The sequence below is a fragment of the Acinetobacter sp. UC24323 genome (assembly GCF_024151445.1).
Lineage (GTDB): Bacteria > Pseudomonadota > Gammaproteobacteria > Pseudomonadales > Moraxellaceae > Acinetobacter > Acinetobacter baumannii.
The window spans coordinates 251,612-273,842 of record NZ_JAHIBY010000001.1; the positions used below are offsets into that span (position 1 = coordinate 251,612).

Annotated in this window: 25 protein-coding genes; 2 read left to right on the plus strand and 23 right to left on the minus strand. The window is 38.3% G+C overall.

Features of this window, described 5'->3' with window-relative positions; all coding sequences use genetic code 11:
* Window positions 1-3: 3 nt before the first annotated feature.
* From KNQ97_RS01180 to KNQ97_RS01280, 21 genes are all read right to left on the minus strand, one after another.
* Window positions 4-1,128 carry an enoyl-CoA hydratase/isomerase family protein gene (locus KNQ97_RS01180; protein WP_001983908.1) on the minus strand — a complete coding sequence of 375 codons (1,125 nt, stop codon included), beginning with the start codon at window positions 1,126-1,128 and terminating at the stop codon, window positions 4-6.
* Window positions 1,125-1,838 (minus strand): uracil-DNA glycosylase, encoded by a 714-nt coding sequence (gene ung / locus KNQ97_RS01185; protein ID WP_001177528.1) that lies wholly within the window; start codon window positions 1,836-1,838, stop codon window positions 1,125-1,127. Before ung ends, KNQ97_RS01180 begins: the two co-directional genes overlap by 4 nt.
* Window positions 1,839-1,888: 50 nt before the next feature.
* Entirely contained in the window at window positions 1,889-2,485 is a 597-nt protein-coding gene (locus KNQ97_RS01190; protein WP_000908453.1) for a 6-carboxytetrahydropterin synthase, read from the minus strand.
* Window positions 2,486-2,714: 229 nt separating this feature from the next.
* A complete protein-coding gene (gspK, locus tag KNQ97_RS01195) occupies window positions 2,715-3,674 on the minus strand; it encodes a type II secretion system minor pseudopilin GspK (protein ID WP_253611684.1) in 960 nt (319 codons plus the stop codon).
* Window positions 3,674-4,375: a type II secretion system minor pseudopilin GspJ gene (gspJ, locus tag KNQ97_RS01200; RefSeq protein WP_253611685.1), complete on the minus strand. Its 702-nt coding sequence runs from the start codon at window positions 4,373-4,375 to the stop codon at window positions 3,674-3,676. The genes gspK and gspJ overlap by 1 nt, the downstream gene beginning before the upstream one ends.
* Window positions 4,375-4,755, minus strand: coding sequence for a type II secretion system minor pseudopilin GspI (gspI, locus tag KNQ97_RS01205; protein WP_000836911.1), 381 nt, complete (start codon window positions 4,753-4,755; stop codon window positions 4,375-4,377). The genes gspJ and gspI overlap by 1 nt, the downstream gene beginning before the upstream one ends.
* The gene (locus KNQ97_RS01210) at window positions 4,745-5,299 is read right to left on the minus strand and encodes a type II secretion system protein (RefSeq protein WP_000841373.1); all 555 of its coding nucleotides are present in this window, start codon (window positions 5,297-5,299) and stop codon (window positions 4,745-4,747) included. Before KNQ97_RS01210 ends, gspI begins: the two co-directional genes overlap by 11 nt.
* Window positions 5,300-5,308: 9 nt before the next feature.
* On the minus strand, window positions 5,309-5,917 hold the full coding sequence (locus KNQ97_RS01215) for a TetR/AcrR family transcriptional regulator (RefSeq protein ID WP_000375838.1): 609 nt from the start codon (window positions 5,915-5,917) through the stop codon (window positions 5,309-5,311).
* A gap of 37 nt (window positions 5,918-5,954) precedes the next feature.
* Complete coding sequence (locus KNQ97_RS01220; RefSeq protein WP_000497302.1) at window positions 5,955-6,728, minus strand: TatD family hydrolase; 774 nt, start codon at window positions 6,726-6,728, stop codon at window positions 5,955-5,957.
* Between the two features lie 17 nt (window positions 6,729-6,745).
* Window positions 6,746-7,087: a PilZ domain-containing protein gene (locus tag KNQ97_RS01225; protein ID WP_001183024.1), complete on the minus strand. Its 342-nt coding sequence runs from the start codon at window positions 7,085-7,087 to the stop codon at window positions 6,746-6,748.
* An 11-nt stretch (window positions 7,088-7,098) separates the two neighbouring features.
* Window positions 7,099-8,079 carry a DNA polymerase III subunit delta' gene (locus KNQ97_RS01230; protein ID WP_001075416.1) on the minus strand — a complete coding sequence of 327 codons (981 nt, stop codon included), beginning with the start codon at window positions 8,077-8,079 and terminating at the stop codon, window positions 7,099-7,101.
* An 11-nt stretch (window positions 8,080-8,090) separates the two neighbouring features.
* Entirely contained in the window at window positions 8,091-8,852 is a 762-nt protein-coding gene (gene kdsB, locus KNQ97_RS01235) for a 3-deoxy-manno-octulosonate cytidylyltransferase (RefSeq protein WP_000680702.1), read from the minus strand.
* 10 nt (window positions 8,853-8,862) lie between these two features.
* Window positions 8,863-9,873, minus strand: coding sequence for a tetraacyldisaccharide 4'-kinase (gene lpxK / locus KNQ97_RS01240; RefSeq protein WP_103236480.1), 1,011 nt, complete (start codon window positions 9,871-9,873; stop codon window positions 8,863-8,865).
* Window positions 9,874-9,875: 2 nt separating this feature from the next.
* Complete coding sequence (msbA, locus tag KNQ97_RS01245; protein WP_253611686.1) at window positions 9,876-11,603, minus strand: lipid A export permease/ATP-binding protein MsbA; 1,728 nt, start codon at window positions 11,601-11,603, stop codon at window positions 9,876-9,878.
* On the minus strand, window positions 11,600-12,028 hold the full coding sequence (locus KNQ97_RS01250; protein ID WP_000669680.1) for a biopolymer transporter ExbD: 429 nt from the start codon (window positions 12,026-12,028) through the stop codon (window positions 11,600-11,602). Before KNQ97_RS01250 ends, msbA begins: the two co-directional genes overlap by 4 nt.
* A gap of 15 nt (window positions 12,029-12,043) precedes the next feature.
* On the minus strand, window positions 12,044-12,679 hold the full coding sequence (locus tag KNQ97_RS01255) for a MotA/TolQ/ExbB proton channel family protein (RefSeq protein WP_000264042.1): 636 nt from the start codon (window positions 12,677-12,679) through the stop codon (window positions 12,044-12,046).
* 49 nt (window positions 12,680-12,728) lie between these two features.
* The gene (locus tag KNQ97_RS01260) at window positions 12,729-13,616 is read right to left on the minus strand and encodes a ParB/RepB/Spo0J family partition protein (RefSeq protein ID WP_000023429.1); all 888 of its coding nucleotides are present in this window, start codon (window positions 13,614-13,616) and stop codon (window positions 12,729-12,731) included.
* Window positions 13,613-14,395, minus strand: coding sequence for a ParA family protein (locus tag KNQ97_RS01265; protein WP_000057212.1), 783 nt, complete (start codon window positions 14,393-14,395; stop codon window positions 13,613-13,615). Before KNQ97_RS01265 ends, KNQ97_RS01260 begins: the two co-directional genes overlap by 4 nt.
* A gap of 21 nt (window positions 14,396-14,416) precedes the next feature.
* Window positions 14,417-15,049, minus strand: coding sequence for a 16S rRNA (guanine(527)-N(7))-methyltransferase RsmG (gene rsmG / locus KNQ97_RS01270; RefSeq protein ID WP_000553193.1), 633 nt, complete (start codon window positions 15,047-15,049; stop codon window positions 14,417-14,419).
* Window positions 15,050-15,136: 87 nt separating this feature from the next.
* Entirely contained in the window at window positions 15,137-15,826 is a 690-nt protein-coding gene (gene murU / locus KNQ97_RS01275) for an N-acetylmuramate alpha-1-phosphate uridylyltransferase MurU (RefSeq protein WP_000646466.1), read from the minus strand.
* Entirely contained in the window at window positions 15,826-16,839 is a 1,014-nt protein-coding gene (locus tag KNQ97_RS01280; RefSeq protein WP_253611687.1) for an aminoglycoside phosphotransferase family protein, read from the minus strand. Before KNQ97_RS01280 ends, murU begins: the two co-directional genes overlap by 1 nt.
* A 120-nt stretch (window positions 16,840-16,959) precedes the next feature.
* Here KNQ97_RS01280 and KNQ97_RS01285 point away from each other — a divergent pair, with 120 nt between their 5' ends.
* Window positions 16,960-19,401 (plus strand): LPS-assembly protein LptD, encoded by a 2,442-nt coding sequence (locus tag KNQ97_RS01285; RefSeq protein ID WP_253611688.1) that lies wholly within the window; start codon window positions 16,960-16,962, stop codon window positions 19,399-19,401.
* The gene (locus KNQ97_RS01290; RefSeq protein WP_000850087.1) at window positions 19,401-20,711 is read left to right on the plus strand and encodes a peptidylprolyl isomerase; all 1,311 of its coding nucleotides are present in this window, start codon (window positions 19,401-19,403) and stop codon (window positions 20,709-20,711) included. The genes KNQ97_RS01285 and KNQ97_RS01290 overlap by 1 nt, the downstream gene beginning before the upstream one ends.
* A gap of 118 nt (window positions 20,712-20,829) precedes the next feature.
* Here KNQ97_RS01290 and fba read toward each other — a convergent pair whose 3' ends face one another.
* Window positions 20,830-21,867 (minus strand): class II fructose-bisphosphate aldolase, encoded by a 1,038-nt coding sequence (fba, locus tag KNQ97_RS01295; protein ID WP_001174011.1) that lies wholly within the window; start codon window positions 21,865-21,867, stop codon window positions 20,830-20,832.
* 121 nt (window positions 21,868-21,988) lie between these two features.
* Window positions 21,989-22,231, minus strand: coding sequence for a hypothetical protein (locus KNQ97_RS01300; RefSeq protein WP_253611689.1), 243 nt, complete (start codon window positions 22,229-22,231; stop codon window positions 21,989-21,991).

Genomic DNA, 22,231 nt, shown 5'->3' on the forward strand with positions numbered 1-22,231 from the left:
TGATTATGACACTACACCATATTGTCTAAGTAATGCATTCCAGCTATCAATCGTCGTGATCGGTGGATCATCGGCCAAAATACCTCGTAATGTAAGGTCTTCACATGCTTTCCATTCAGGTGATAAATCTTTATCAACTAAGCGTGCGCGAACACCTTCTACAAAGTCAGGATGGCGAATTTTCCATTCAGAGATTTGCGCTTCTAAATCAAAAACTTCATCCCAAGAATGAACTTGTTTACCCCATTGCCATAACAACCAAGTAATTGCTGCTGTACTAGGCGAACCCTTTTGTAAGTTTTCACTCGCTTGACGCAACCAGTCACTGCTTGCATCTCGCAAGCTGACGATCGCTTGATAGTCTTGTTCAAAGCTTGAACCACGGCAAACACTATGTATAACGTCTAACGAATTTTGTAATGGCCCTGCGGCAACCGGGCGATGTAAACTATTTAAAGTATCATCGATCGCACGGAAATCACCTGCCGGATAGTGAGCCCAATTAATATTGAGTACTTTCTGTAGAACATTATCACGTTGTGCTTCACAAATATGCGTCGCCCAACCAATGCTATATGCCCCAGCAGCCGTCATAATAGAACCTGTCAAACCAGTAAATAAACCAATTTGCCCACGGTCAGCAAGGAAACGGCTTGCTCCAACATCAGGGTATAAACCAATATTAATTTCAGGCATAGCCAAACGTGAATATGGTGTAACCAAACGGAAAGGTGCAGCCATAAACAAGCCTAAACCACCACCCATTACATAGCCTTCGCCCCAAACAACAACCGGTTTAGCATAGTTATGTAACAATAAATCCAAAGCATATTCTTGCTGGAAAAATTTATTTGCGGTTTCTACTTCCTGATTAATTACCAGCTGACGTAATTTGCGTACATCTCCACCCGCACAAAATGCTTTTGGTGTAGTCGAGTCCAACCAAATTGCTTTTACTTGCTCATCATCACGGAAGTCTTCAAATACTCGTAATAGAGCCGTTACGATTGATTCATCTAAAGCGTGTAATGATTTAGGTCGATTCAAACGTACAATACGCCAACCATTTTTCGCTTCTTCAACTACCAAATCCGGATGATAGCTATTTACATTGGGAGAGTTCATCATGCGTCCAATTGCCAGTCTATGGGCTCAATGCCATGTTGTTTCAAATATTGATTTGTTTTGGAAAACACTTTACATCCAAAGAAACCACCACGATTAGCCGCAAGTGGCGATGGATGTGCAGCAGTTAAAACCAAGTGTTTTTCTCTATTTATACGTTGTCCTTTACGTTGTGCATAAGCACCCCATAAAATAAAAACAATGTGTTCACGTTGTTCATTTAAAACATCAATTACTGCGTCAGTAAACTCTTCCCAACCTTGTTTTTGATGTGATGTGGGTTGCCCTGCTTCTACAGTAAGTACACTGTTTAATAAAAGTACGCCTTGCTCAGCCCATTTGGTTAAATCACCATGACGAGAAACCGGCACCCCTAAATCTGTATGTAGTTCATGAAAAATATTACGTAAAGATGGTGGTAATGCAACCCCTCTTTGAACCGAGAAACTTAAGCCATTTGCCTGATTTGGACCATGATATGGATCTTGCCCTAATATAACGACTTTCACATGATCTAACGGCGTAATATTTAAAGCATTAAATATTTGTTTACTTGGTGGATATATGGTTTTTTGAGCCTGTTTTTGTTGAAACAAAAAGTCTCTTAAACTATCCATATAAGGACTCAGTAAAAATGGAGTTAATGATCTTTTCCAGCTTTCTTCTAATTGAACTTTACTGAGTTTGTCTTGCTGTTGCTCAGTTAATTGCATTAATGTCATCCTAGATCAATTTTCATTTCTACAAACAAAAGGAAGTTAACTTACACTTCTACTTGTAAGTTAACATGCGGATTATGAAACTTAATCCCTTGTTTTAAATTTTCATACATATTTGGATCAGCCCATTCGGATTGGACTTGTTCTGAAAAAATAATTCCCTCAAGGTTTAACAGCCCCATTTGTTCATTTTGAATATCTTCAAGAAAACTTTGGGCATAACCTGTATCGGTTTCATGAACAATCACTGAATAGACTTCAACATCACCTTCCCCATTTTGGGTAACAGTAGATTGTAATACTTGCTGAGCTAAATAGAAGAAGATTCGAGAAAATTGCTCAGCAGATGGCGAAACTGGTAAAGAGATCCAACGCGCGCTAAAAGTCTTACAAGCATCAATATATTGAGGATCATCTTTTTCCCAGAAACAAATCGCATGATCAAAGCTATCAAAAAGGTCTTTAATTACGCCTTTTAACAGCCCAAAATCATATACCATTTGTCCATGATCTAATTTCGAAGCTTTAAGTAATAACTCGACTTTATAACTATGCCCATGAATGGATCGCTTACAACGATCCGATGTACAGTTACGTACAACGTGTGCATTTTCAAACTTAAATAACTTACGAATTAACATGTGCCAAATCGATCATTCCTTCTAAGAACATTATTATAAAGCAAAAGATAAAAACTTCGCACCACTTTTCAAATAGAAACAATTAGCAAAAAGTATGATAAGAGATGTGAAGAAATTTTGAAGATATTGATTTTTACTTTAAATACTGCCTATACAGAAGTATGACCTCATCCCTTTTATTAATAAGTTTCAAGTATTACAGACTCAGAAAAAATATCAATAAATTTATTTAGTTAAATGGAGCCATGCTTCTTGAATAAACATATACTTGTTTATCTTTTTTCATTAAAGCACTAGTAAACTGTCGCTTCCTATTATTTAGAACAACTTCAATCTGAGCTTGAAAGAAGCTGGATTTAACATCAATAAGGCTATTTACTTGATTTTTCTTTTGACTATCAACCGCTGAAAAAGCATTCAATTGCCATAATTCATCTACATTTTGGAAGAACTTTAAATTTTGTTGGCGTGTCTGTAATTCTCTTTCGATAGCCCCTATATCTAATTTTTCATCCATACTTGCTAAAACCAATGGCGAAGCAGTATTAATATTTAACTTCGAATTTTCTGGTAAAGCAGAAATATATGGAGCGATTAGATCAAATTTTTTTCCATCAAAGCCTCTCACTAGCTTTAACTCTTCAATACGGTGGAATTTAGTATTCGCAGCCATGTAACCTGGATCCAAGCCTTCATAATAACTACTTTCTGCCCCCATTGGCCCAGTTGGCTCATCATTTGGATCTTGCCAATCAATCACAGCTTGGCTTAATTCGGCTGGTAATCCCACACGTACCAATAAACGTTCAAACCAACTTTTAGCATCTTCATTTACAATGCCTTCCCCATTAGTTAGATTATTTAAATTAAATTTACCAGACTCATCAAGCAAACGTCCAGATACCAAACCATCTTCAATAGGAAACGGAGGCATAGGTTGTGCCCATGTCTCTTTTAAATGATCTACTCCACCTGCATTATTTGTATCTTGAATTAATAATTCTGAAAAAAAGGCTTCTGCACTTTTTGCATAAAGCAAAGATTGATTTTGGCGCATTAAGTAGGCTGTATTTTCCATAGTATTATTTTGATGCTTGGCAATAGAAGCCGCTAAAATTGTAGCCAAGGCAACCATAATAAGTATTGTCAGTAAAGCGACACCCTGTTGGTGTTTGTAACTAACGGCCATTATGAATTACCTTCCTGTGAAAGCGATAAGTCACCCTGATTTAAGCTATAAATCCACTCATAATTTACACCAGCGACTGTAAGTTGGATTTTCATCCCTTTCGGTAATTTTTTTAACTCATTAGGTTTCGTTGGATCAATATTAACCTCGGGCCATTTTGTGACTTCTTGCGGAGTCAAAACCATAATCTGATATTGGTCGACTTGACTTAACAAAGTACTCGATAAAGGTTGCTCTCTGTTCGAAGTATTTAAATTTGTATATTTAAGACGATATAGTTTTTTTTGATCTGCATCATAACGATATTCAATTCGTTCAAATGGTGATAAGCCTTGTTTTAAAGGATCTGTTACCCCAGCTTTACTAAAACGTAGAATTTGATTATCGATTTCTAAAGCTGGATGAAGTTGCCCACCTTGGTTTGCGGATAAAGGGATAATCTGCAAAGTATCACGAAGAATTTGTTGATAAGCATCTTGTAATTCAAATAAATGCACTTCATGTTCGGCATTACGATCACGAACTTTGAGCAAGTAATCGAAAATTTTCCACCCCAATAAAGATAAAACCGCAAAGATAGCGATCGCGACTAACAATTCAACCAAAGTAAATCCTGAGGCGCGAGTTAATCGAGCACTGCTCGATCGTGCTGCAAGGCGAGAAGCAAAGCTGCGGATATGAATATATTTATTTTTTATCATTATTTTGCTTTCACTGGATAATTAAAAAAAACCATATGAGTAATGCCATTTTGTACTTTTCCCTTATCCGGATCATACAAACTCACTTGTAAATCAATTTTTTGAACATTTGGGCTAATTGTAGATTGAGCTGACTTATCAATTTGCCAAGTTTCACCTTGGGAAGTTACCTGCTTACTTTGAGTTCCTTGCAACCATTCTTGATTAATCTCCATCATAGCAACTTCATTCATTGCCACAAACTGAGCTTTGGTTCGCAAAATTGCATTTGAAGTGGACTGCGTGTACTGCATTGCCACTTTAGTTAAAGCGACAGCTGCGACTGCAAAGATTGCCAAAGCAACCATAACTTCTAAGAGGGTAAAGCCTTTAGATTTCATTTATTTTACCCAAGTGATCTATTTGTATTTCTGAACCAATCGGTTTTTGTTCTAAATAAAATTGTATTTTAACGGTTTTAGCTTCTCCATTGCCAAACCAGATGAGTTGAGGCGTTTGTCCTCCAATCAAATCTGTATTTTTAGCTTTAGAATAATTCTGGTCATCCAAGGGTTGTACTGAAAAAGAAACATGGGCAGGAAGTTGCCGTGTTTTAAACTCAGTATATTTCTGCCAACGGTTTTTTATATCTTGTACTTGCAAAGTGCTTTGATCGTGATATTCATAAAGTTCATAAGAAAATGGTGAGACATCTGTCTCACCATGAGTTTCTAAAGCCAATACACGTGATTGATCGAGCGATTCTTTATTAATTTTCTGCAAATCGAGTAAAAATAACTCTCTCGCCTGCATTGCCTTTTTTTGGTCGACGCCACCTATATTTAATACAACCAGAGAAGTCATAATTGTCATAATCACAATGACTACCATCACTTCTATGAGGGTAAAGCCTTTTTGTGATTGAAATGGTAGATTCGATTTCATATCGACCTATTAAGCGTACTGCTCAACTGCTTGTTTGGGTAAGGCTAATGCCTGGTCAATGTATGCTACTCGCAAAGTATCTCTTGAACCCAAATAACGTTGATAAAAGCTTGAATTCAGAATTGCAGCAGCTCCATGAGTGAGTGACCAGATTGAAGCCAAGTAATCTCGTGTAGTCATATGACTCTGGATTGACTCTAAATAGTGATCAGTCATACGAATAATAATACGTAAGCGTTGCTTTCTCACTTGGTAGAGTTCATTAAAAAGATGGTGTACACCTTGGGCAGTAATTGAAAGCTTTTCTTCAATTTGGTGAAACAGCACTGTTCTTTCCGGATGGTGCAAATGATGCAACATAAAGAAAGCTAAATGTTCTGGAAAAGCCTTTTCAGTATCTTGAACCATTTCCAGTAACATGCGCTCATTACGAATAATTAATAGCATGTACAATTCGTCTTTACTTTGAAAGTGCTTGTACAAAGTACCTTTTGCCAAATCAAGCTCAGCAGCCAGCACATCAAGTGTCATTCCGGCTTCGCCATTTTCTAACAACAACTGTTCCGCAACTTGAAATATTAATGCTTCTCTTGCTCGGAACTGAGCTTGACGGTCCATCTTCACGCAATTACTCTCTTTATATAGTTTCTATAAGTTAAATCGCTTTAAGTAAATTTTCAAAATTCTGCGAGGTGATTCTTGCAATTTCCTCAACTGGCTTATCATATACCTCACTTAGTGCTTTCGCTACATAAGGTACATATTTTGGTTCATTCGTTTTACCACGATATGGTACGGGAGCCAAATAAGGGCTATCTGTCTCAATCAAAAGCCGATCTAAAGGAACTTGCTTGGCTACATCTCGTAGATCTTGAGCATTTTTAAATGAAACAATTCCTGAAAAGGAAATATAGTAACCACAGTCCAATACAGCTTTTGCTGTTTCCCAGTCCTCAGTAAAACAGTGCAAAATACCATGTGTAGATTGTTCAGCTCGAATAATATCCACCGTATCATGTTTTGCTGAACGTGTATGAACAACTACTGGTTTTTTAACATTTTTAGAGGCTTGAATATGACGAGCAAAACAATCTTTTTGCTCATTAATAAAGTCAGTGCTGTGGTAATAGTCTAAACCTGTTTCACCTAAAGCCCACACCTTTTCTGATTGAGCCAATTCAGTCAAATACTCAGTCGTTGCTCGAGCCATAGTATCAACATCCTCACACGGATGTACGCCTACCGTATACCCCACATCTTCATGACGCTTTGCGATTTCAGCTAAAGCAATATAATCATCAAGGTCAACTGAAATTGCCATAAACTTAGAAACACCTTCTGCTCGCGCAGCAGCAAGTGCTAGATCTAAATCACCGTTATAAGGCGTTAAATCTAACATTGTTAAATGGCAATGGGTATCAACAAACACTGTTCTTTCCTATCTGCTTACATGGTATAACTTGGGCGATCTAAAGACATACTACCAGCTAAAATCCGCTCAGCTTCAGCTTTATAGTAAATTCCTTTATCACCACTCAATTGAATTGCGAAACCTTGCGGTTTAAATCCACTTTGCTTATGTGAAATCCAAACTACTTTACCAGTTAAAGGAATTTTTTGTGATTGTTCTGGTAACGTAGCTAAAATAAAAATTTCCTGACCCATCTTCACTTTTTGCTTCGATGGTACAAACAAGCCCCCACCTTGTACATATCCCATATAACTTGCTTGCAATGTTGCTCTATCTGGAATATTGACCTGAATAATTCCACCCATTTGTGGTTGCATTAGTGTTCCCCTTAAACGTTCATTAATTTTATAAAAAGTTGATCTATGATGAGTTGTGTTTGTACATTCTGTTCAACTAATCTTTTAGATTGCTGTAATTCCTCATAAAGACTGAATAAGCTTTCTAAATTATAGTTTTGCGCTAATTGATCGAACTGTAAATCAATATTTTTCTGTGGTTGATTGAGCTTGACACAAATTAAATCCCCTAACAAGTATTCAAGAAGCATCATAAAATCACTAAAGTTGAGTTCTTTTTGCCATTTAGCCGAATAAAATAAAGGCATATTTTTTTGATTTACAACTTTAGTCCAATCTTCTAAAAAAGACTGTCTTTTAGCAAACCAATCACTAGTCGCAATTTCAACTGCTTGCAACGGCATATCATTAGAAAGGCCTAGCAATAATTCAGGTGGTACAGATGCTGTTTCCGCTAAATGTTCATTTAGATAAGATGTGGCTTCTGTATATGAAATACGGTCTAAAGCAAAATGCTGTAAGCGACTTCGAATGGTTGCCGGTAATTTCAAATAATGATCGGCCAACAAGATTAAAACGACGCGTTCACCTGGCTCTTCTAAGGTTTTTAGCAGCGCATTTGATGACGCAAGATTTAAAGCTTCAGCTGGCTCAATAACAACAACACGCCATCCCTCACCAGTTTGTTGTACAAATGGCAATAAATCTCGAATTTTTTCTATTTTAATTTTTGCATTCTGTTTTTTATTTTCTTCATCTGTCGTGATATGAACATAGTTTGGATGCGTATCTGATTTTAACCATTGACAGCTACTACATTCACCACAAGCACCTTGAGGTTGTTTATTTAAACAAAGTACCCACGCTAAGAAATGCTTCGCAAAAGCATGTTTACCACAACCTTGTTTACCATAAAATAATAAGCCATGCCCAATATTAGGAAAACGTGTTGTTAACGTTTCCCACATTGTCTGTTGCCACGGATAAACCTTAGAAGTCACATTCTGATTCATTAAATTAACGCTTACTCAAAAGACTCAACAGGCATATTATTTAAACGATCAAGATCTGCTTGAGTGTCAACACCTGGTGGTAAATTCGCTTCTGCTACAGCAATAGCAATACGGTGTCCATTTTCTAAAACACGCAATTGCTCAAGACTCTCGAGCTTTTCAAGTTTACCCATTTCCCATGTAACATATTCTTGTAATAAGCTCACACGATAAGCATATAAACCTAAATGACGAAATGCTTGGCTATGTAAAGTTGGTTCAGCTTGTTTAGCACTATCTCGATCATAAGGAATAGTTGCACGACTAAAATATAATGCTTCATTTTGTTTAGACATGACTACTTTTACGATACTATCACGCTGAAATTCATCCAACGAATGAATAGGCTCACATAATGTAGACATTGAACAGTTTGGCTTATCAACCAAAAGCTTTGCAACTTGCTGAACAAGCTGGGCTGGCAGTAATGGCTCATCGCCTTGTACGTTTACAATAATGTCATCAGCATCCCATCCTTTAATACGAGCAACTTCACTTAAACGATCTGTTCCCGATGGATGGTCTGCACTTGTTAAAACAACATCAACGCCCTCTGCACGACATATTTCAGCGATACGTTCATCGTCCGTTGCTACACATAGGTCATCGAAACCTTCAACTTTTTTTGCTTGATCCACTACTCGTAAAATCATAGGACGATCATGAATAAGTAACAATGGCTTACCTGGCAAACGCGAACTTGAGAAGCGTGCTGGAATAACGATGTGTTTCATTTTTTTCTTCCTAAGATATTTGAATATCAAGCTTTTGCAATTGCTGATTTAAAACCTGATAGCACTCTTCAGACAAAACAGCTTTAACTGGCACAACCCAAATAGGTCGTTTAAATTCTGGATGCTTTTCAAGTAATGGTAACAACTTAACTGCATCTTTTTCAGTTGTAATGATAGATTGGTCATCATTAAATAGAAGGTCATCAATAACATAATCATGATGATCACGAAAAGCATGCTCTTGAAGTTGTGTCACCCCTAAACCTTTAAGTGTTTGGTAAAAGCGCTGAGGAAAACCAATACCGACTACTGCATGGTAATTATTTTGAATATTGAATGATAATTCAGTTGCCGAAGAAGGATTCAACAAGTAAGGTTGCCCTGCATCAAGATGCATATGCAATGTAGTTGTTGGTGTGAAAGTATGCTCGATTACCGTACTAGTTTTTAAACGTTCCGCAGGTTCACGTAAATATCCTTCTGGTAATAACTTTCTATTTCCAAGGCCACGATTTTGATCAAGTACGATCCATTCTAGCTGACGATCTAATGCCCAATGTTGCAATCCATCATCACTAATAATTAAATCTAGTTTAGTCGATGCTAATAATAACTCGATTGCAGCTTGTCTATTGGGTCCTACTGCCATAGGTACGCCAGTTGACTGTACAATCAAAGCAGGTTCATCTCCTGCTTCAGCTGCTTGACTGGCCGATGTTACCAACACAGGAAAAGGGCCAGCTCCACCATAGCCTCTACTAATTACCCCTACCTTTACATTATGCTGCTTTAGATAATTGACGAGCTCTATTAATAATGGCGTTTTTCCACTTCCCCCCACCGTAATATTGCCAATTACCATGACTGGCACAGGTGCGGTATAAACTTTTTTAAAGCCTGAACTATAAAAACCACGATTTAGTAAAAACCCAGCACGATACAAGCAAGACAAAGGACGTAAAACAATCAACCAACTTGATTGCTTATTCCATGCATTTTGGATCAGCTGGGCTAAAGACATACTTAATGGTCCTCAAAATTACGCTGATGTAATTGATAATAAGCACCATGTTTAGCAAGTAATTCTTGATGAGTACCTTGTTCAACAATTTGTCCGCGGTCCATCACAACAATACGATCCGCATTTTCAATGGTTGATAGACGGTGAGCAATCACAATCGTTGTACGATCTTGCATAGCCTCATCAAATGCTTGTTGAATAAAGTGTTCAGATTCATTATCAAGCGCACTTGTAGCTTCATCTAAAACGAGAATAGGCGCATTTTTCAAAATTGCACGAGCAATTGCGATACGTTGACGTTGACCACCGGATAAGTTTAGACCTTGGGCACCTAAAACAGTATCGTAGCCATCTGGTAAGTTCATAATAAAGTCATGGGCATAAGCAGCCTTTGCCGCTGCGATAACTTCTTCATCGCTCGCATCATGTAGCTGACCATAAGCGATATTTTCACGTACAGTTCGGTTAAACAAAACAACTTGCTGATTTACCATCGCAATTTGTGTACGCAAACTTGAAAGCTCAATATCACGTATTGGTAAATCATCTAAATAAATTTGACCACTTGAGACTTCTTGGAAACGTACCAACATGTTCACTAAAGAAGTTTTACCAGCACCAGAGCGCCCTACCAATGCAACAGTTTCGCCTGGACGAATATCTAAAGAAAAGTCTTTAATCGCTTGCGTACCGTCAGCATAGTTAAGTACAACATGGTCAAAACGAATTGCACCATGCAACTGAGGTTTAAGCTGACCACTATTTTCTTCTTCAGGTAAATCTAATAATTCAAAAACTGAATGTGCTGCAGCCAAACCACGTTGTAACTTCTCATTAATATCAGTTAAGTTTTTAACAGGCTTTGAAAGTAATCCTGCTGCCGTAATATATGCAACAAACTCACCAGCAGTTGTATTCCCTAAAATTTGTGGTCTTAATGCTAACCATACGATTAGAGCCATTGCACAAGCCATCACCACTTGAACAACAGGACTATTTAGGTTTTGCACAATCACCATTTTTAAACCACGTTTTAAGTTTTCTTCCGATGACTTATAAAAACGCTCTTGTTCTGACTCTTCACCAGCGAAACTTTTAACAACTGCATTACCATTAATACTTTCTTGCACTACATGGTTAACATCACCCATAGTGTCCTGAACTTGCATCGAAAGCTTGCGCATTCTTTTTGAAGCTTTACGCACCAAAATCCCAATCACAGGTAAGAACACCATAATACAAATTGTTAAACGCCAATTGGTATAGAACAAATAACCTAATAACCCCAAAGTAATCATGCCATCCCGAACAATGGTCTTTAATGATTCAGATGAAGCAGCTGTAAGTTGCTCGACGTTATACATAATTTTGGCAGTAATATGTCCCGAAGAGTTATCGAGATAATATTGAGCCGGTAACCTTAGAAGTTTTGCATAAACTTCTTGGCGAATACTAAAAACCAAACTACGCGAGATTACAGCCGTATAGTACCCCCCCATAAATAGGCCAAGGCCACGGAAGAATACCAATAAAATGATTAATAAAGGGAACCAATCTAGATCCGCTCTACTCGCATTTTGAATTGCATCAATAATAAATTTAATGAGCTTAGCAACAGAAACCTCCGTTGCTGAGTTCATACCGAACCCGATAAGAACTAATAAGGCCACGCCCCAATAAGGTTTTAAATAGGATAGGAGACGCAAATAAACCTTAAAATCTTGATTCACTCAGAAAAACCTCTAGAAGGAACTTTGGTACTAATATTGATGTTAACAAAACCGAGTTGTCCTGCTACATCCATAACACGAATAACATCCTGATGGGATGCTTTTGCATCAGCAGCAATGATAAACATAAAGTCACGTCGCTCTTGAGCAATCTGCTTAATTGCAGTGCTCAAATCAGCCACATCTTTGCTAGATAGCGCCTGACCATTCACGGCGTAATGTCCGCTAGAGTCTACCACGACTTCAATTTTATGATCGTACTGTTTTGGTGGAACACCTTGTGCATCTGGTAAAGTTAAATTGATGCGACTAGGCTGATTAAAAGTGGTAGATAACAATAAAAACACTAGAATGAACAATAAACAGTCAATCATAGGTGTTAGATTGATATGAATATCTTCAACATGAGAACGTTTAAACTTCATATTGCGATCTACCCATCAACCAACGCGGCGATGTTCTTGCATGACTGAAGAACGTTTGTAAAACAATGAGGCATGAAATAGCGTAGATTGTTGCTCTAACTCAGCAATATAATCTTGCACTACTCTTTGAAAATATCGATAGGAAATAAGCGCAGGAATTGCAATGAGCATACCAACTGCTGTTGTGATCAAAGCCTTGGAAATACCGGGAATCATTAAACTAGGACTACCTGCCGAACCAAAATCAATAACCAAAAAAGACTCAATAATTCCCACAACTGTTCCAAGCAGTCCTAGTAAAGGCGCAATAGCACTTAAGGTTCCTAAGAAGTTAATATTTTTCTCTAAATAAGAAATTTCTTGAGAAGCCATAGCTTCCATTTGTGCTCGCGCAAATTGTTCGCCATGTTCCTGATACTCAAAACCAGCTTTTAGAATATTGCCCAATGCCGTGCTTTGCGCATTAGTATCCTGCTCCAAATTTGTTATAACAACAGAAATATCTGCACTGCCATCATTCATTAGTACTTTAGGTAAAACTTGTGAACGTCTTAAACGTACAAAACGCTCAATACTAATTGCGACGGTTAAAATTGAACACAAAATTAAAGGCAGCATTAACCAGCCGCCCGCTTTCACAAGTTCCCACATATTTTCTTCCCCAAGAATATAAATTAGAAATATATGACCTAACTTAGAATTAATCTGGTAAACAAATATTCAAAATACCATCTAACTCATCGAGTGAATGATAGTGAATAACAAGCTTACCTTTACCTTTCTGGTTATGATCAATTTTAACATTGGCACCAAAACGTTCTGATAATTTCTGAGTTAGTTGCTCAATGTCTGGTGCAACAGGAGCTTTTTCCTTTTCCTGTTTAGGCTCGTTCCAATCGCGTACTAACTGCTCAGTCTGACGAACAGATAATCCTTTTTCAATTACAATTTTTGCAACTTCAAGTTGTTCTTTGCCCTTTAAAGTTAAGATGGCACGAGCATGCCCCATATCAAGCTGGCCTTGCTGCATAAATTCTTTAATGTCATCAGCCAAGCTCAACAGACGTAATAGATTACTTACCGTTGTTCTTGCTTTACCGACTGTATCAGCAATTTCTTGATGGCTTAAACCGAATTCATCATGGAATCGTTGTAGCGCCAACGCTTGATCAATCGGGTTTAAATCTTGACGTTGAATATTTTCAATAAGTGCTAAAGCAATAGCAACCTGATCATTTAAATCACGAACAATTGCAGGGATTTCCGTTAAGCCAGCAATTTGAGCTGCGCGCCAACGACGCTCACCTGCAATAATTTCGTAAGGATGAGCTTCATCATCTACAGGACGAATAACAATTGGCTGCATTACCCCATGTTTTTCAATAGAGGATGCCAACTCTTGCAAATCATGCTCATGGATAAAACGACGTGGTTGATATTCACCTCGTTTCAACAACTTCACATCAATTTGCTTTAACTGACCATGATCAAGCGCTTGAGCTTCTAGTTGTAATTTTTCTTTTTGAATTGAACCAAGTAATGCATCTAAACCACGACCTTTCGCCAATCCGCGTTTTTTGATGCTCATACTTTACTTCCTTTCTTCACTTTACTTTTCTTTAACATCTCAGCCGCAAGATTTAAGTATGCAACTGCACCTTTCGAACTTTTTTCAAAATAAATTACTGGCAAACCATGTGCTGGAGCTTCAGCCAAACGAACATTACGTGGAATCACAGTGTCGTAGAGTTTCTTACCAAAATATTGTTCCAACTCAGCAGATACATCGCGAGTTAAGGCATTACGCGCATCATACATGGTGCGTAAAACACCAATAATTTCCAAATCTGGATTTAACGCTTTTTGAATACGATCGATCGTTTGAGTTAAATCTGCCAAACCTTCTAATGCATAGTACTCGCATTGCATTGGAATGATTACACCATCTACTGCAGCTAAAGCATTCACGGTAATTAAACTTAAGCTAGGCGCACAATCAACAATAATGTAATCGAATGAGTCCCGAATTTCATTCAAAGCATTCTTTAAAATGAACTCACGACCTTCTTGCTCGGCAATGGCAAGCTCGACACCAGAAAGTTCACGGTTTGAACCCAAAACTTTATATCCAACCTCAGCTTTTTGAATTGCCGTTTCGATTGGCACTTCACCCAATAACACATCCGTAATTGAATAAAGTAGATCATTCTTTTGAATACCAGACCCCATCGTAGCATTACCTTGCGAATCTATATCAACAAGTAGCACACGTTTTTTCAATACAGCTAGTGACGCTGCAAGATTTACTGCAGTCGTTGTTTTACCAACACCACCCTTTTGGTTTGCAATCGCAATAATTTGAGCCATGGTAACCCTAATACTTTTTATTTAAATTCGTTGAAGTAAAAGTAAATGACGTTGTTCATCAAGTCTCGGTACATGCAGTTCAATCACTTTACATGAAAATTCCTGCTTAAGCTCTTCCATTTCTTCAACTGGAATCAGTCCTTTCATCGCGGCAATTATACTCTGCTCATGTAAATATGGACGCGCAGCCTCAACAAAATCTGTTAATGATGCAAATGCACGACTTGTTATTACATCAAATTGGCCAAGTTCATCAATTGTATCTTGATTTTCAACACGCGTTTGCACAGCTATTACGTTTTTAAGCTTAAGGTCAGCAATAAACTGTTTCAAAAAACGAATTTTCTTACCATTTGAATCAAGCAATACACAAGAGCGTTCTGGCTGACATAAAGCAATGATCATGCCTGGCATGCCACCACCTGTACCTACATCGAGCAAACGACCTGCTGGCAAATCTTTCAAAATACTTAGGCTATCTAACAAATGCTTCACTAACATTTCTTTCGGATCACGAATCGCTGTTAGATTATAAGCTTTGTTCCAAAGTACCAAAGCATCTTGATACTTCAACAATAATGTCAAAGCTTCATCGCTAAGCGATAAACCTAATTTTTGACTACCCTGTTGTAACTCTTGAAAAAACGGATGCATAAACAGATAACATCTAAGTAAAATTTAAAACAAAGTATACCCATTTATGCATCGTGGAACACTAGTTAACGATTAGCGATTACGCAGTTAATCGTAGAAGCCTTCACGAATTTGCAAATCTAGCTCCATTAAACGCTCAGGCGTTCCCACATCTACCCATGCACCTTTAAGCTTTTCACCAGATATTTTTTGATTGTGCATGGCTTGCTTCAACAATGGGGCTAACGGACGTTTACCAGCTTCCAATCCATCAAAAAGCTTAGGATGGATAACAGATACACCACTAAAAGTGAGGTTCTCGCCCTTCACATCTTGATCGAATGTAAAAGCGCGTCCATTTAATAATGTAAAGTCGCCTTCAGGATGCTGTTTAGGATTATCAACTAATACAAGATGTGCCAAATCATCATTTAACTTAATATGGCGTAGAGCTTCAAAATCCATTGTAGTCCATACATCTCCATTCACCAGAATGAAAGGATCGGTTCCAAGCAGTGGCAAAGCATTAATAATTCCACCAGCGGTTTCCAGTCCTTCTTCTTCTCGTGTCCAACGGATCTCCACACCAAATTGAGAACCATCTCCCAAGCTACTGATGAGTTTGTCGGCTAACCACGCAGAATTGATGACTATTTCGGTCACACCAATTTTCTTAAGTTTTTCAATATGCCACACAATAAGTGGCTTACCACCTACCTCAAGCAGAGGCTTTGGTGTATATAGTGTGAGTGGACGCATACGATTGCCCAAGCCAGCAGCTAGAATCATTGCTTTCATTATGCTGCAACCTCATAAGGGCCATATTTTTCAATAAATTTAGGCATTACTGAACTGTGAATAAACGCCATGAAGTCATCAAGCTCATGATAGCCACGGCTCTCTTCAAGTAAATACCACATGACTCGTGGTAAATCCTTCAAATAACCAGACTTACCATCTCGCTCAAACAAACGGACAAAGATACCTAAAATTTTGATATGGCGTTGAATTGCCATTAAATCAGCATCACGTTTAAATTGGTCAAAGCTTCGGTTTTGTTTAGAAGATGCTGGTAAAAGCTCATAGAACACTTTAAACCATTGATAAACACGCTCAGCATTCCACTGCACGTATGCATCACGTGTAATCGAGATCAAATCATACGTATCAGCACCAATAACTGCGTCTTGGAAGTCAATTACTCCTAATTCTTCTTCATTAGCAATTTTCATTAAATTACGGCTATGAAAATCACGATGTACAATAACTTGCGGTTGAGCTAATGCTGCCTGAGCCAAGAAATCAAATGCATCATCAATAGTTTTCTTTTGCTCAGCTGTTGGATGGATATCAAGTGACGGTAACATCCAATCTGTTAATAACTGCATTTCCGATAAGAGCTTTTCATAAGAATAAACCGGGAAATGTTCAACGCCATTAATCGATTGCAAATGAATAAGCTGTTTAAAGCTCTGTTCATAATATTGATCAACTGTTTCATCGTTTAACAATGTAGACAGCAGCACATCACCAAAGTCTTCTAACAATAAAAAACCTTGATTTAAATCTTTTGCAACGATCTGAGGTACCCGAACTCCATGCCCTGCAAAAAACTCGTCAATGGTCACAAACGGAACACAGTCTTCTTTTTCAGGAGGCGCATCCATAAGCATATACGTTTTATTTTGTAACTGGATGCGAGCATAACGTCGAAAGCTTGCATCCCCTGCTAAATAAGCGATCTGAAATTGATCATTTTCAAGAACAGATGTAAGCCATGTATGTATCAATTGTTCACGTTGTGTATTCATTTGCAATAAAATCTAAAACAAGCTGAGATTTTTGAAGGGTTAAGTGTAGCCACTTATAAACTTTTTCTCTATGATGCGACAATAATTAATTGTGAATTAGCATACTTGGTTAATGAGACAATGAAGCATCAGTTTAAATTTAATCCTTTAGCGACCGCTATTTTTACGCTCTTATGTAGTGGCTCCATACAATCAAGTTATGCTGAGTCAGCTGGTGTTGTCTCCAACATAGACAATAATCAACTTAAGGCGAGTATTAAGGAAGCCTATCCAGGGCAGGAATTCTTTCAACAATATTATGTTGATAAATCTGCTCCTGAGGCGCAATTGCGCAATAATAAATATTTGAGTTCAGCATTCTGCCAAGGAACTTGGATTACACCAATTAATCCTGAAACTAAAGCGTTAGATGCAGATAAGGCTACTTCAGTTGTAACGGCTGATTATGGGCACTACAACCCTGCCGGCGACTCTGTGTTGGAAGGAAACGTGGTGATAGATCAGGAAGGCCGTACAGTTCGTGCCGATAAAGTCACCATCGATAAAACTCAAACATTTGCACATGCACAAGGCCGAGTACAGTTAGCTCAAGGCGGCTTACTCTCTCAAAGTGATGAAATTGATTACAATCTAAAGACTCAAACCGGAAATTTAGATAATAGTTTTTATATTTCTGAACAACAACATGCCCATGGTCATGCTGGGAAGATCGAGAGAACCTCTCCGAATGTAATGGTTCTCAATGATGCGACTTACACAACCTGTCCGCCAGGCCAGAAACCAGGTTGGAAAATTCAAGCCAACAAAATTGAGTTGAACCAAGAAACTGGGCGCGGTGTTACGCGCGGAACAAAACTATATGTAAAAGATGTTCCAGTTCTAGCAGTTCCCTACTTTAACTTCCCGATTGATGACCGCCGTACTACAGGTATCCTCAACCCACAATTTGGTTTCTCAAACGATGGTGGTATTGAACTTTCGGTTCCTGTTTATTTAAACCTTGCGCCTAATTACGATGCAACAATTACGCCACGTTACTTAGCAGATCGTGGGGCAATGTTACAAGGTGAATTCCGATATTTGACGGATGGGTTTGGTGCCGGACAGATTTGGGGCGGCATTTTGCCATCTGATAAAGAATATGATGATAAAGACCGTAAAGATTTCCATTTTTTACATAATTGGGATATCAACGACCAATGGTCTACCAACCTTGAATATAACTACGCATCAGATAAAGACTATTTCTCTGATTTAGATAGTAGCCCTAACTCTAAAACAGATCTTAACTTGCGTAGAGCTTGGGAACTTAACTATCAGCATGGTATACCAGGGTTAAAAGCTCAGCTTAAGGTCGAAGACTTCCAGACCCTTGACCCAGAAGTAAAAGACGTCAATAAACCATATGCCCGCTTACCTCAATTTTTATTAAATTATGTCACTGGTAATCCACTAGGACTACAATACGAATTTAATAACGATACTGCTTATTTTAAGAAATCAATTAACGATGATTCTGCACAAGAAAGTAGCGGTACGCGTATTTATAACCAGTTTGCAACACGTTATAACTATCGAACACCAGCAGCCTTTGTAATTCCTGAGGTTTCTGTACGTTCTATTCAAACCTTCTATGACAAAGACAGTATCGCCTCTCAAGGTTTAGATGGCGGTTCTGAAAACAAATCAGTCGTTGTGCCACAATTTACATTGGACACTGGATTGAATTTTGAACGTGAGGGTAAATATTTACAAACACTTACACCACGCGCCTTCTATGCCTATGCGCCATACAAAAATCAAGATGGCTACCCAAACTTTGACTCAACCACTGCGTCAATTAGTTACGATCAGTTATTTAACCCTTACCGCTTCTATGGACATGACCGCCTTGAAGACAATAACTTTTTATCGTTAGGTGTAAGCTATAGTCTTTTTGACACAGTAGGCTTAGAGCGTTTACGCGCAAGTGTGGGCCAAAGCTATTATTTTGAAGATCGCCGCGTCACCTTGAAACAACAAGATGAAATTGATACTGAACGCAATACAGGTCCTGTTGTTAGCTTATCAAGCCAACTTAATCAAAACTTCACCATTGCCGCCAATTCGGCATGGATGTCAAATGGCGATAATGCACAGCGTGATTTTCAACTTTACTATACAGGCGATAAAGGAAATCTCTATAATTTAGGCTATTTCTACCGTAAAGATATTCCTGGTCACCAAGATACATACGACCAAGTTGTTGCATCGTTTATACAACCAATTAAAGACAATTGGCGTATTATGGGGCACGTACAATATGACATGGACAATGATGTTGCCCGTGAATTATTACTAGGTGTTAATTATGAATCGTGTTGCTGGGGCATTTCTGTCTATGGCCGCTCATACTATAACGATCTAGACGATCCAAAATCTCCAGATGTTAGTGAAAAGCGCGCGATCATGGCCGAAATTACACTCAAAGGTTTAGGTGGTTTAAACAATAAACTCGCGTCTTTACTTGAAAATCGCGTTTTAGGTTTTAACAAAATTAATCAATCTTGGACACAACGTTAATGAAGACAAAACATCTTAAACAGTTTTTTAAAGCGACGACCCTTGCTGTATTAATATCTTCATCAATGCATAGTTTTGCCCAACCTACTGATGAAGTTGTGGCAATTGTGGACAATAGCGTAATTTTAAAAAGTGACCTTGAACAAGGAATGGCTGAAGCAGCTCATGAATTGCAAGCACAAAAAAAAGAAGTTCCACCTCAACAATACTTACAATTTCAAGTATTAGACCAACTCATCTTACGTCAAGCACAACTTGAACAAGTTAAAAAATATGGCATCAAACCTGATGAGAAAAGTCTAAATGAGGCTGTACTTAAAGTTGCAAGTCAATCAGGTAGCAAAAGCCTAGAAGCCTTTCAACAAAAATTAGATGCGATTGCACCTGGAACTTATGAAAACTTACGTAGCCGTATTGCTGAAGATTTAGCAATTAATCGCCTGCGTCAACAGCAAGTTATGTCTCGCATTAAAATCAGTGATCAAGATGTAGATAACTTCTTGAAGTCACCACAAGGGCAAGCTGCTTTAGGTAATCAAGCTCATGTGATTCATATGCGAATTTCCGGAGATAACCCTCAAGAAGTTCAAAATGTAGCAAAAGAAGTTCGTTCACAACTTGCTCAAAACAATGATTTAAACGCTCTTAAAAAACTTTCAACTGCAACTGTAAAAGTTGAAGGTGCAGATATGGGATTCCGTCCTCTTTCTGATATACCGGCTGAACTTGCTGCTCGTATTACTCCACTGCAAGACGGTCAAACAACTGACTTAATTTCTGTACGCGATGGTGTACATGTTCTAAAACTTTTAGAACGTAAGCAAAATGAACAGAAAGCATTAGTACCACAATATCAAACACGCCATATTCTTATTCAACCTTCCGAAGTGGTAAGCCCTGAAAATGCGAAACAAATTATTGATAGCATTTACAAGCGATTAAAAGCGGGTGAAGATTTCGCTACTCTTGCTGCAACTTATTCAAACGATACAGGTTCAGCACGTGATGGCGGCAGTCTAGGTTGGGTTACGCCAGGTATGATGGTTCCTGAGTTTGATAAAAAAATGCAGGAAATTCCTGTAGGTGAAATTAGTGAACCTTTCCAAACTCAATTCGGCTGGCATATCTTACAAGTGACAGACAAACGCGAAAAAGATATGACACATGAATATCAAGAGCGTATGGCACGTCAAATTTTAGGTGAGCGTCAATTTAACACTGAAATTGATAGCTGGTTGCGTGAAGTACGTGCAAATGCTTATGTAGAAATTAAAGATCCAAGCCTCGACAAAAAGAACTTACAAAAATAAGTTAATCTTTTGTCGTTAAAACCTGTGTTGATCACAGGTTTTTTTATAAACAAAACCCAGCCATTAAAAAACCGGTTATATGAATAACCGGTTTCTATAAATCAGACCCTAACGGGAATTATTTATAACGATCAACCATTTTCTCTAAAGAAATTGGGCGAATCTTGTCAGCATTACCAGCTGTACCGAAAGCTTCATAACGATCGATACAAATTTGTTTCATTGAATCGACAGTTTTAGCGAAATACTTACGTGGGTCAAATTCAGCTGGGTTTTCCGCCATGAAACGACGAATTGCACCTGTTGAAGCTAAACGCAAGTCAGTATCGATATTGATTTTACGTACACCATGTTTAATCGCTTCTACAAGCTGTTCAACTGGTACACCATAAGTCTCACCAATATTACCACCAAACTCGTTAATTACTTTTAACCATTCTTGTGGTACAGAGCTTGAACCGTGCATTACAAGGTGAGTATTTGGCAATGCCGCATGAATTTCTTTAATACGGTCAATTGCTAAAATATCCCCTGTAGGTGGACGTGTAAATTTATAAGCACCGTGTGAAGTACCTACAGCAATTGCTAAAGCATCAACATTTGTATCAGCAACGAATTGTTTTGCTTCTTCAACAGAGGTTAAAAGCTGAGAATGGTCTAGTACACCTTCTGCACCCACACCGTCTTCTTCTCCAGCCATACCTGTTTCAAGGCTACCTAAGCAACCGATCTCACCTTCAACAGATACACCACAAGCATGAGCCATTGCTACCACTTGACGAGTTACATCTACGTTGTAATCGTAAGTTGTAGGAGTTTTACCATCAGCGCCTAATGAACCGTCCATCATCACTGAGCTAAAACCAAGTTGAATAGAACGTTGGCATACATCAGGGCTTGTACCATGGTCTTGGTGCATTACCACTGGAATGTGTGGCCATTCTTCAATTGCAGCCAAAATAAGATGGCGTAAGAATGGAGCGCCTGCATATTTGCGAGCTCCAGCAGATGCCTGAACAATTACAGGTGAATTGGTAGCATCTGCGGCAAGCATAATTGCACGCATTTGTTCTAAGTTATTTACGTTAAATGCTGGTACGCCGTAGTTATGTTCCGCAGCGTGATCCAAGAGCTGGCGCATTGAAATGAGTGCCATAATATCCTCCCAGGTAGTGCGGCTTATTCTACCTTGTCATTTATTTCAATTCAGCAACAAATCACAGTATTTCAAAAAAAATCCCTGCATTTGCAGGGAATTTTTAACAAAAAACAACAAATTAATGCGTTTCTGAAGCAGCCGTCTCGCTAGATGCACTACCTTCAACCACATCTGTATTCTTTTCATCTAAAACTGGCTTATCAAGCGCATCGATTGCAGCTTGTTGTTCCGGAGTTACTTTGTCAGCAACAGCTGTAGATGCCGCATCTTGGCCTGCTTGAGCCGCCTCTTCTTTTTTCGCACAAGCAGTCAACATCATTGGGACAATTAACAAAGCAACAAAGGTAAGTTTTAAATTCAT

Bases quoted from the DNA above. Each gene is read 5' to 3' on its own strand.
- KNQ97_RS01280 (WP_253611687.1), bottom strand. From the start codon at position 16,839: ATGAATACACAACGTGAACAATTGATACATACATGGCTTACATCTGTT.
- KNQ97_RS01180 (WP_001983908.1), bottom strand. From the start codon at position 1,128: ATGATGAACTCTCCCAATGTAAATAGCTATCATCCGGATTTGGTAGTT.
- KNQ97_RS01285 (WP_253611688.1), top strand. From the start codon at position 16,960: ATGAAGCATCAGTTTAAATTTAATCCTTTAGCGACCGCTATTTTTACG.
- KNQ97_RS01225 (WP_001183024.1), bottom strand. From the start codon at position 7,087: ATGCAACCACAAATGGGTGGAATTATTCAGGTCAATATTCCAGATAGA.
- KNQ97_RS01265 (WP_000057212.1), bottom strand. From the start codon at position 14,395: ATGGCTCAAATTATTGCGATTGCAAACCAAAAGGGTGGTGTTGGTAAA.
- gspI (WP_000836911.1), bottom strand. From the start codon at position 4,755: ATGAAATCTAAAGGCTTTACCCTCTTAGAAGTTATGGTTGCTTTGGCA.
- KNQ97_RS01260 (WP_000023429.1), bottom strand. From the start codon at position 13,616: ATGAGCATCAAAAAACGCGGATTGGCGAAAGGTCGTGGTTTAGATGCA.
- KNQ97_RS01300 (WP_253611689.1), bottom strand. From the start codon at position 22,231: ATGAATTTAAAACTTACCTTTGTTGCTTTGTTAATTGTCCCAATGATG.
- KNQ97_RS01215 (WP_000375838.1), bottom strand. From the start codon at position 5,917: ATGGACCGTCAAGCTCAGTTCCGAGCAAGAGAAGCATTAATATTTCAA.
- KNQ97_RS01190 (WP_000908453.1), bottom strand. From the start codon at position 2,485: ATGTTAATTCGTAAGTTATTTAAGTTTGAAAATGCACACGTTGTACGT.
- kdsB (WP_000680702.1), bottom strand. From the start codon at position 8,852: ATGAAACACATCGTTATTCCAGCACGCTTCTCAAGTTCGCGTTTGCCA.
- KNQ97_RS01230 (WP_001075416.1), bottom strand. From the start codon at position 8,079: ATGAATCAGAATGTGACTTCTAAGGTTTATCCGTGGCAACAGACAATG.
- ung (WP_001177528.1), bottom strand. From the start codon at position 1,838: ATGCAATTAACTGAGCAACAGCAAGACAAACTCAGTAAAGTTCAATTA.
- KNQ97_RS01290 (WP_000850087.1), top strand. From the start codon at position 19,401: ATGAAGACAAAACATCTTAAACAGTTTTTTAAAGCGACGACCCTTGCT.
- fba (WP_001174011.1), bottom strand. From the start codon at position 21,867: ATGGCACTCATTTCAATGCGCCAGCTCTTGGATCACGCTGCGGAACAT.
- murU (WP_000646466.1), bottom strand. From the start codon at position 15,826: ATGAAAGCAATGATTCTAGCTGCTGGCTTGGGCAATCGTATGCGTCCA.
- gspK (WP_253611684.1), bottom strand. From the start codon at position 3,674: ATGGCCGTTAGTTACAAACACCAACAGGGTGTCGCTTTACTGACAATA.
- KNQ97_RS01255 (WP_000264042.1), bottom strand. From the start codon at position 12,679: ATGTGGGAACTTGTGAAAGCGGGCGGCTGGTTAATGCTGCCTTTAATT.
- gspJ (WP_253611685.1), bottom strand. From the start codon at position 4,375: ATGATAAAAAATAAATATATTCATATCCGCAGCTTTGCTTCTCGCCTT.
- KNQ97_RS01250 (WP_000669680.1), bottom strand. From the start codon at position 12,028: ATGAAGTTTAAACGTTCTCATGTTGAAGATATTCATATCAATCTAACA.
- rsmG (WP_000553193.1), bottom strand. From the start codon at position 15,049: ATGCATCCGTTTTTTCAAGAGTTACAACAGGGTAGTCAAAAATTAGGT.
- KNQ97_RS01210 (WP_000841373.1), bottom strand. From the start codon at position 5,299: ATGAAATCGAATCTACCATTTCAATCACAAAAAGGCTTTACCCTCATA.
- lpxK (WP_103236480.1), bottom strand. From the start codon at position 9,873: ATGTCTTTAGCCCAGCTGATCCAAAATGCATGGAATAAGCAATCAAGT.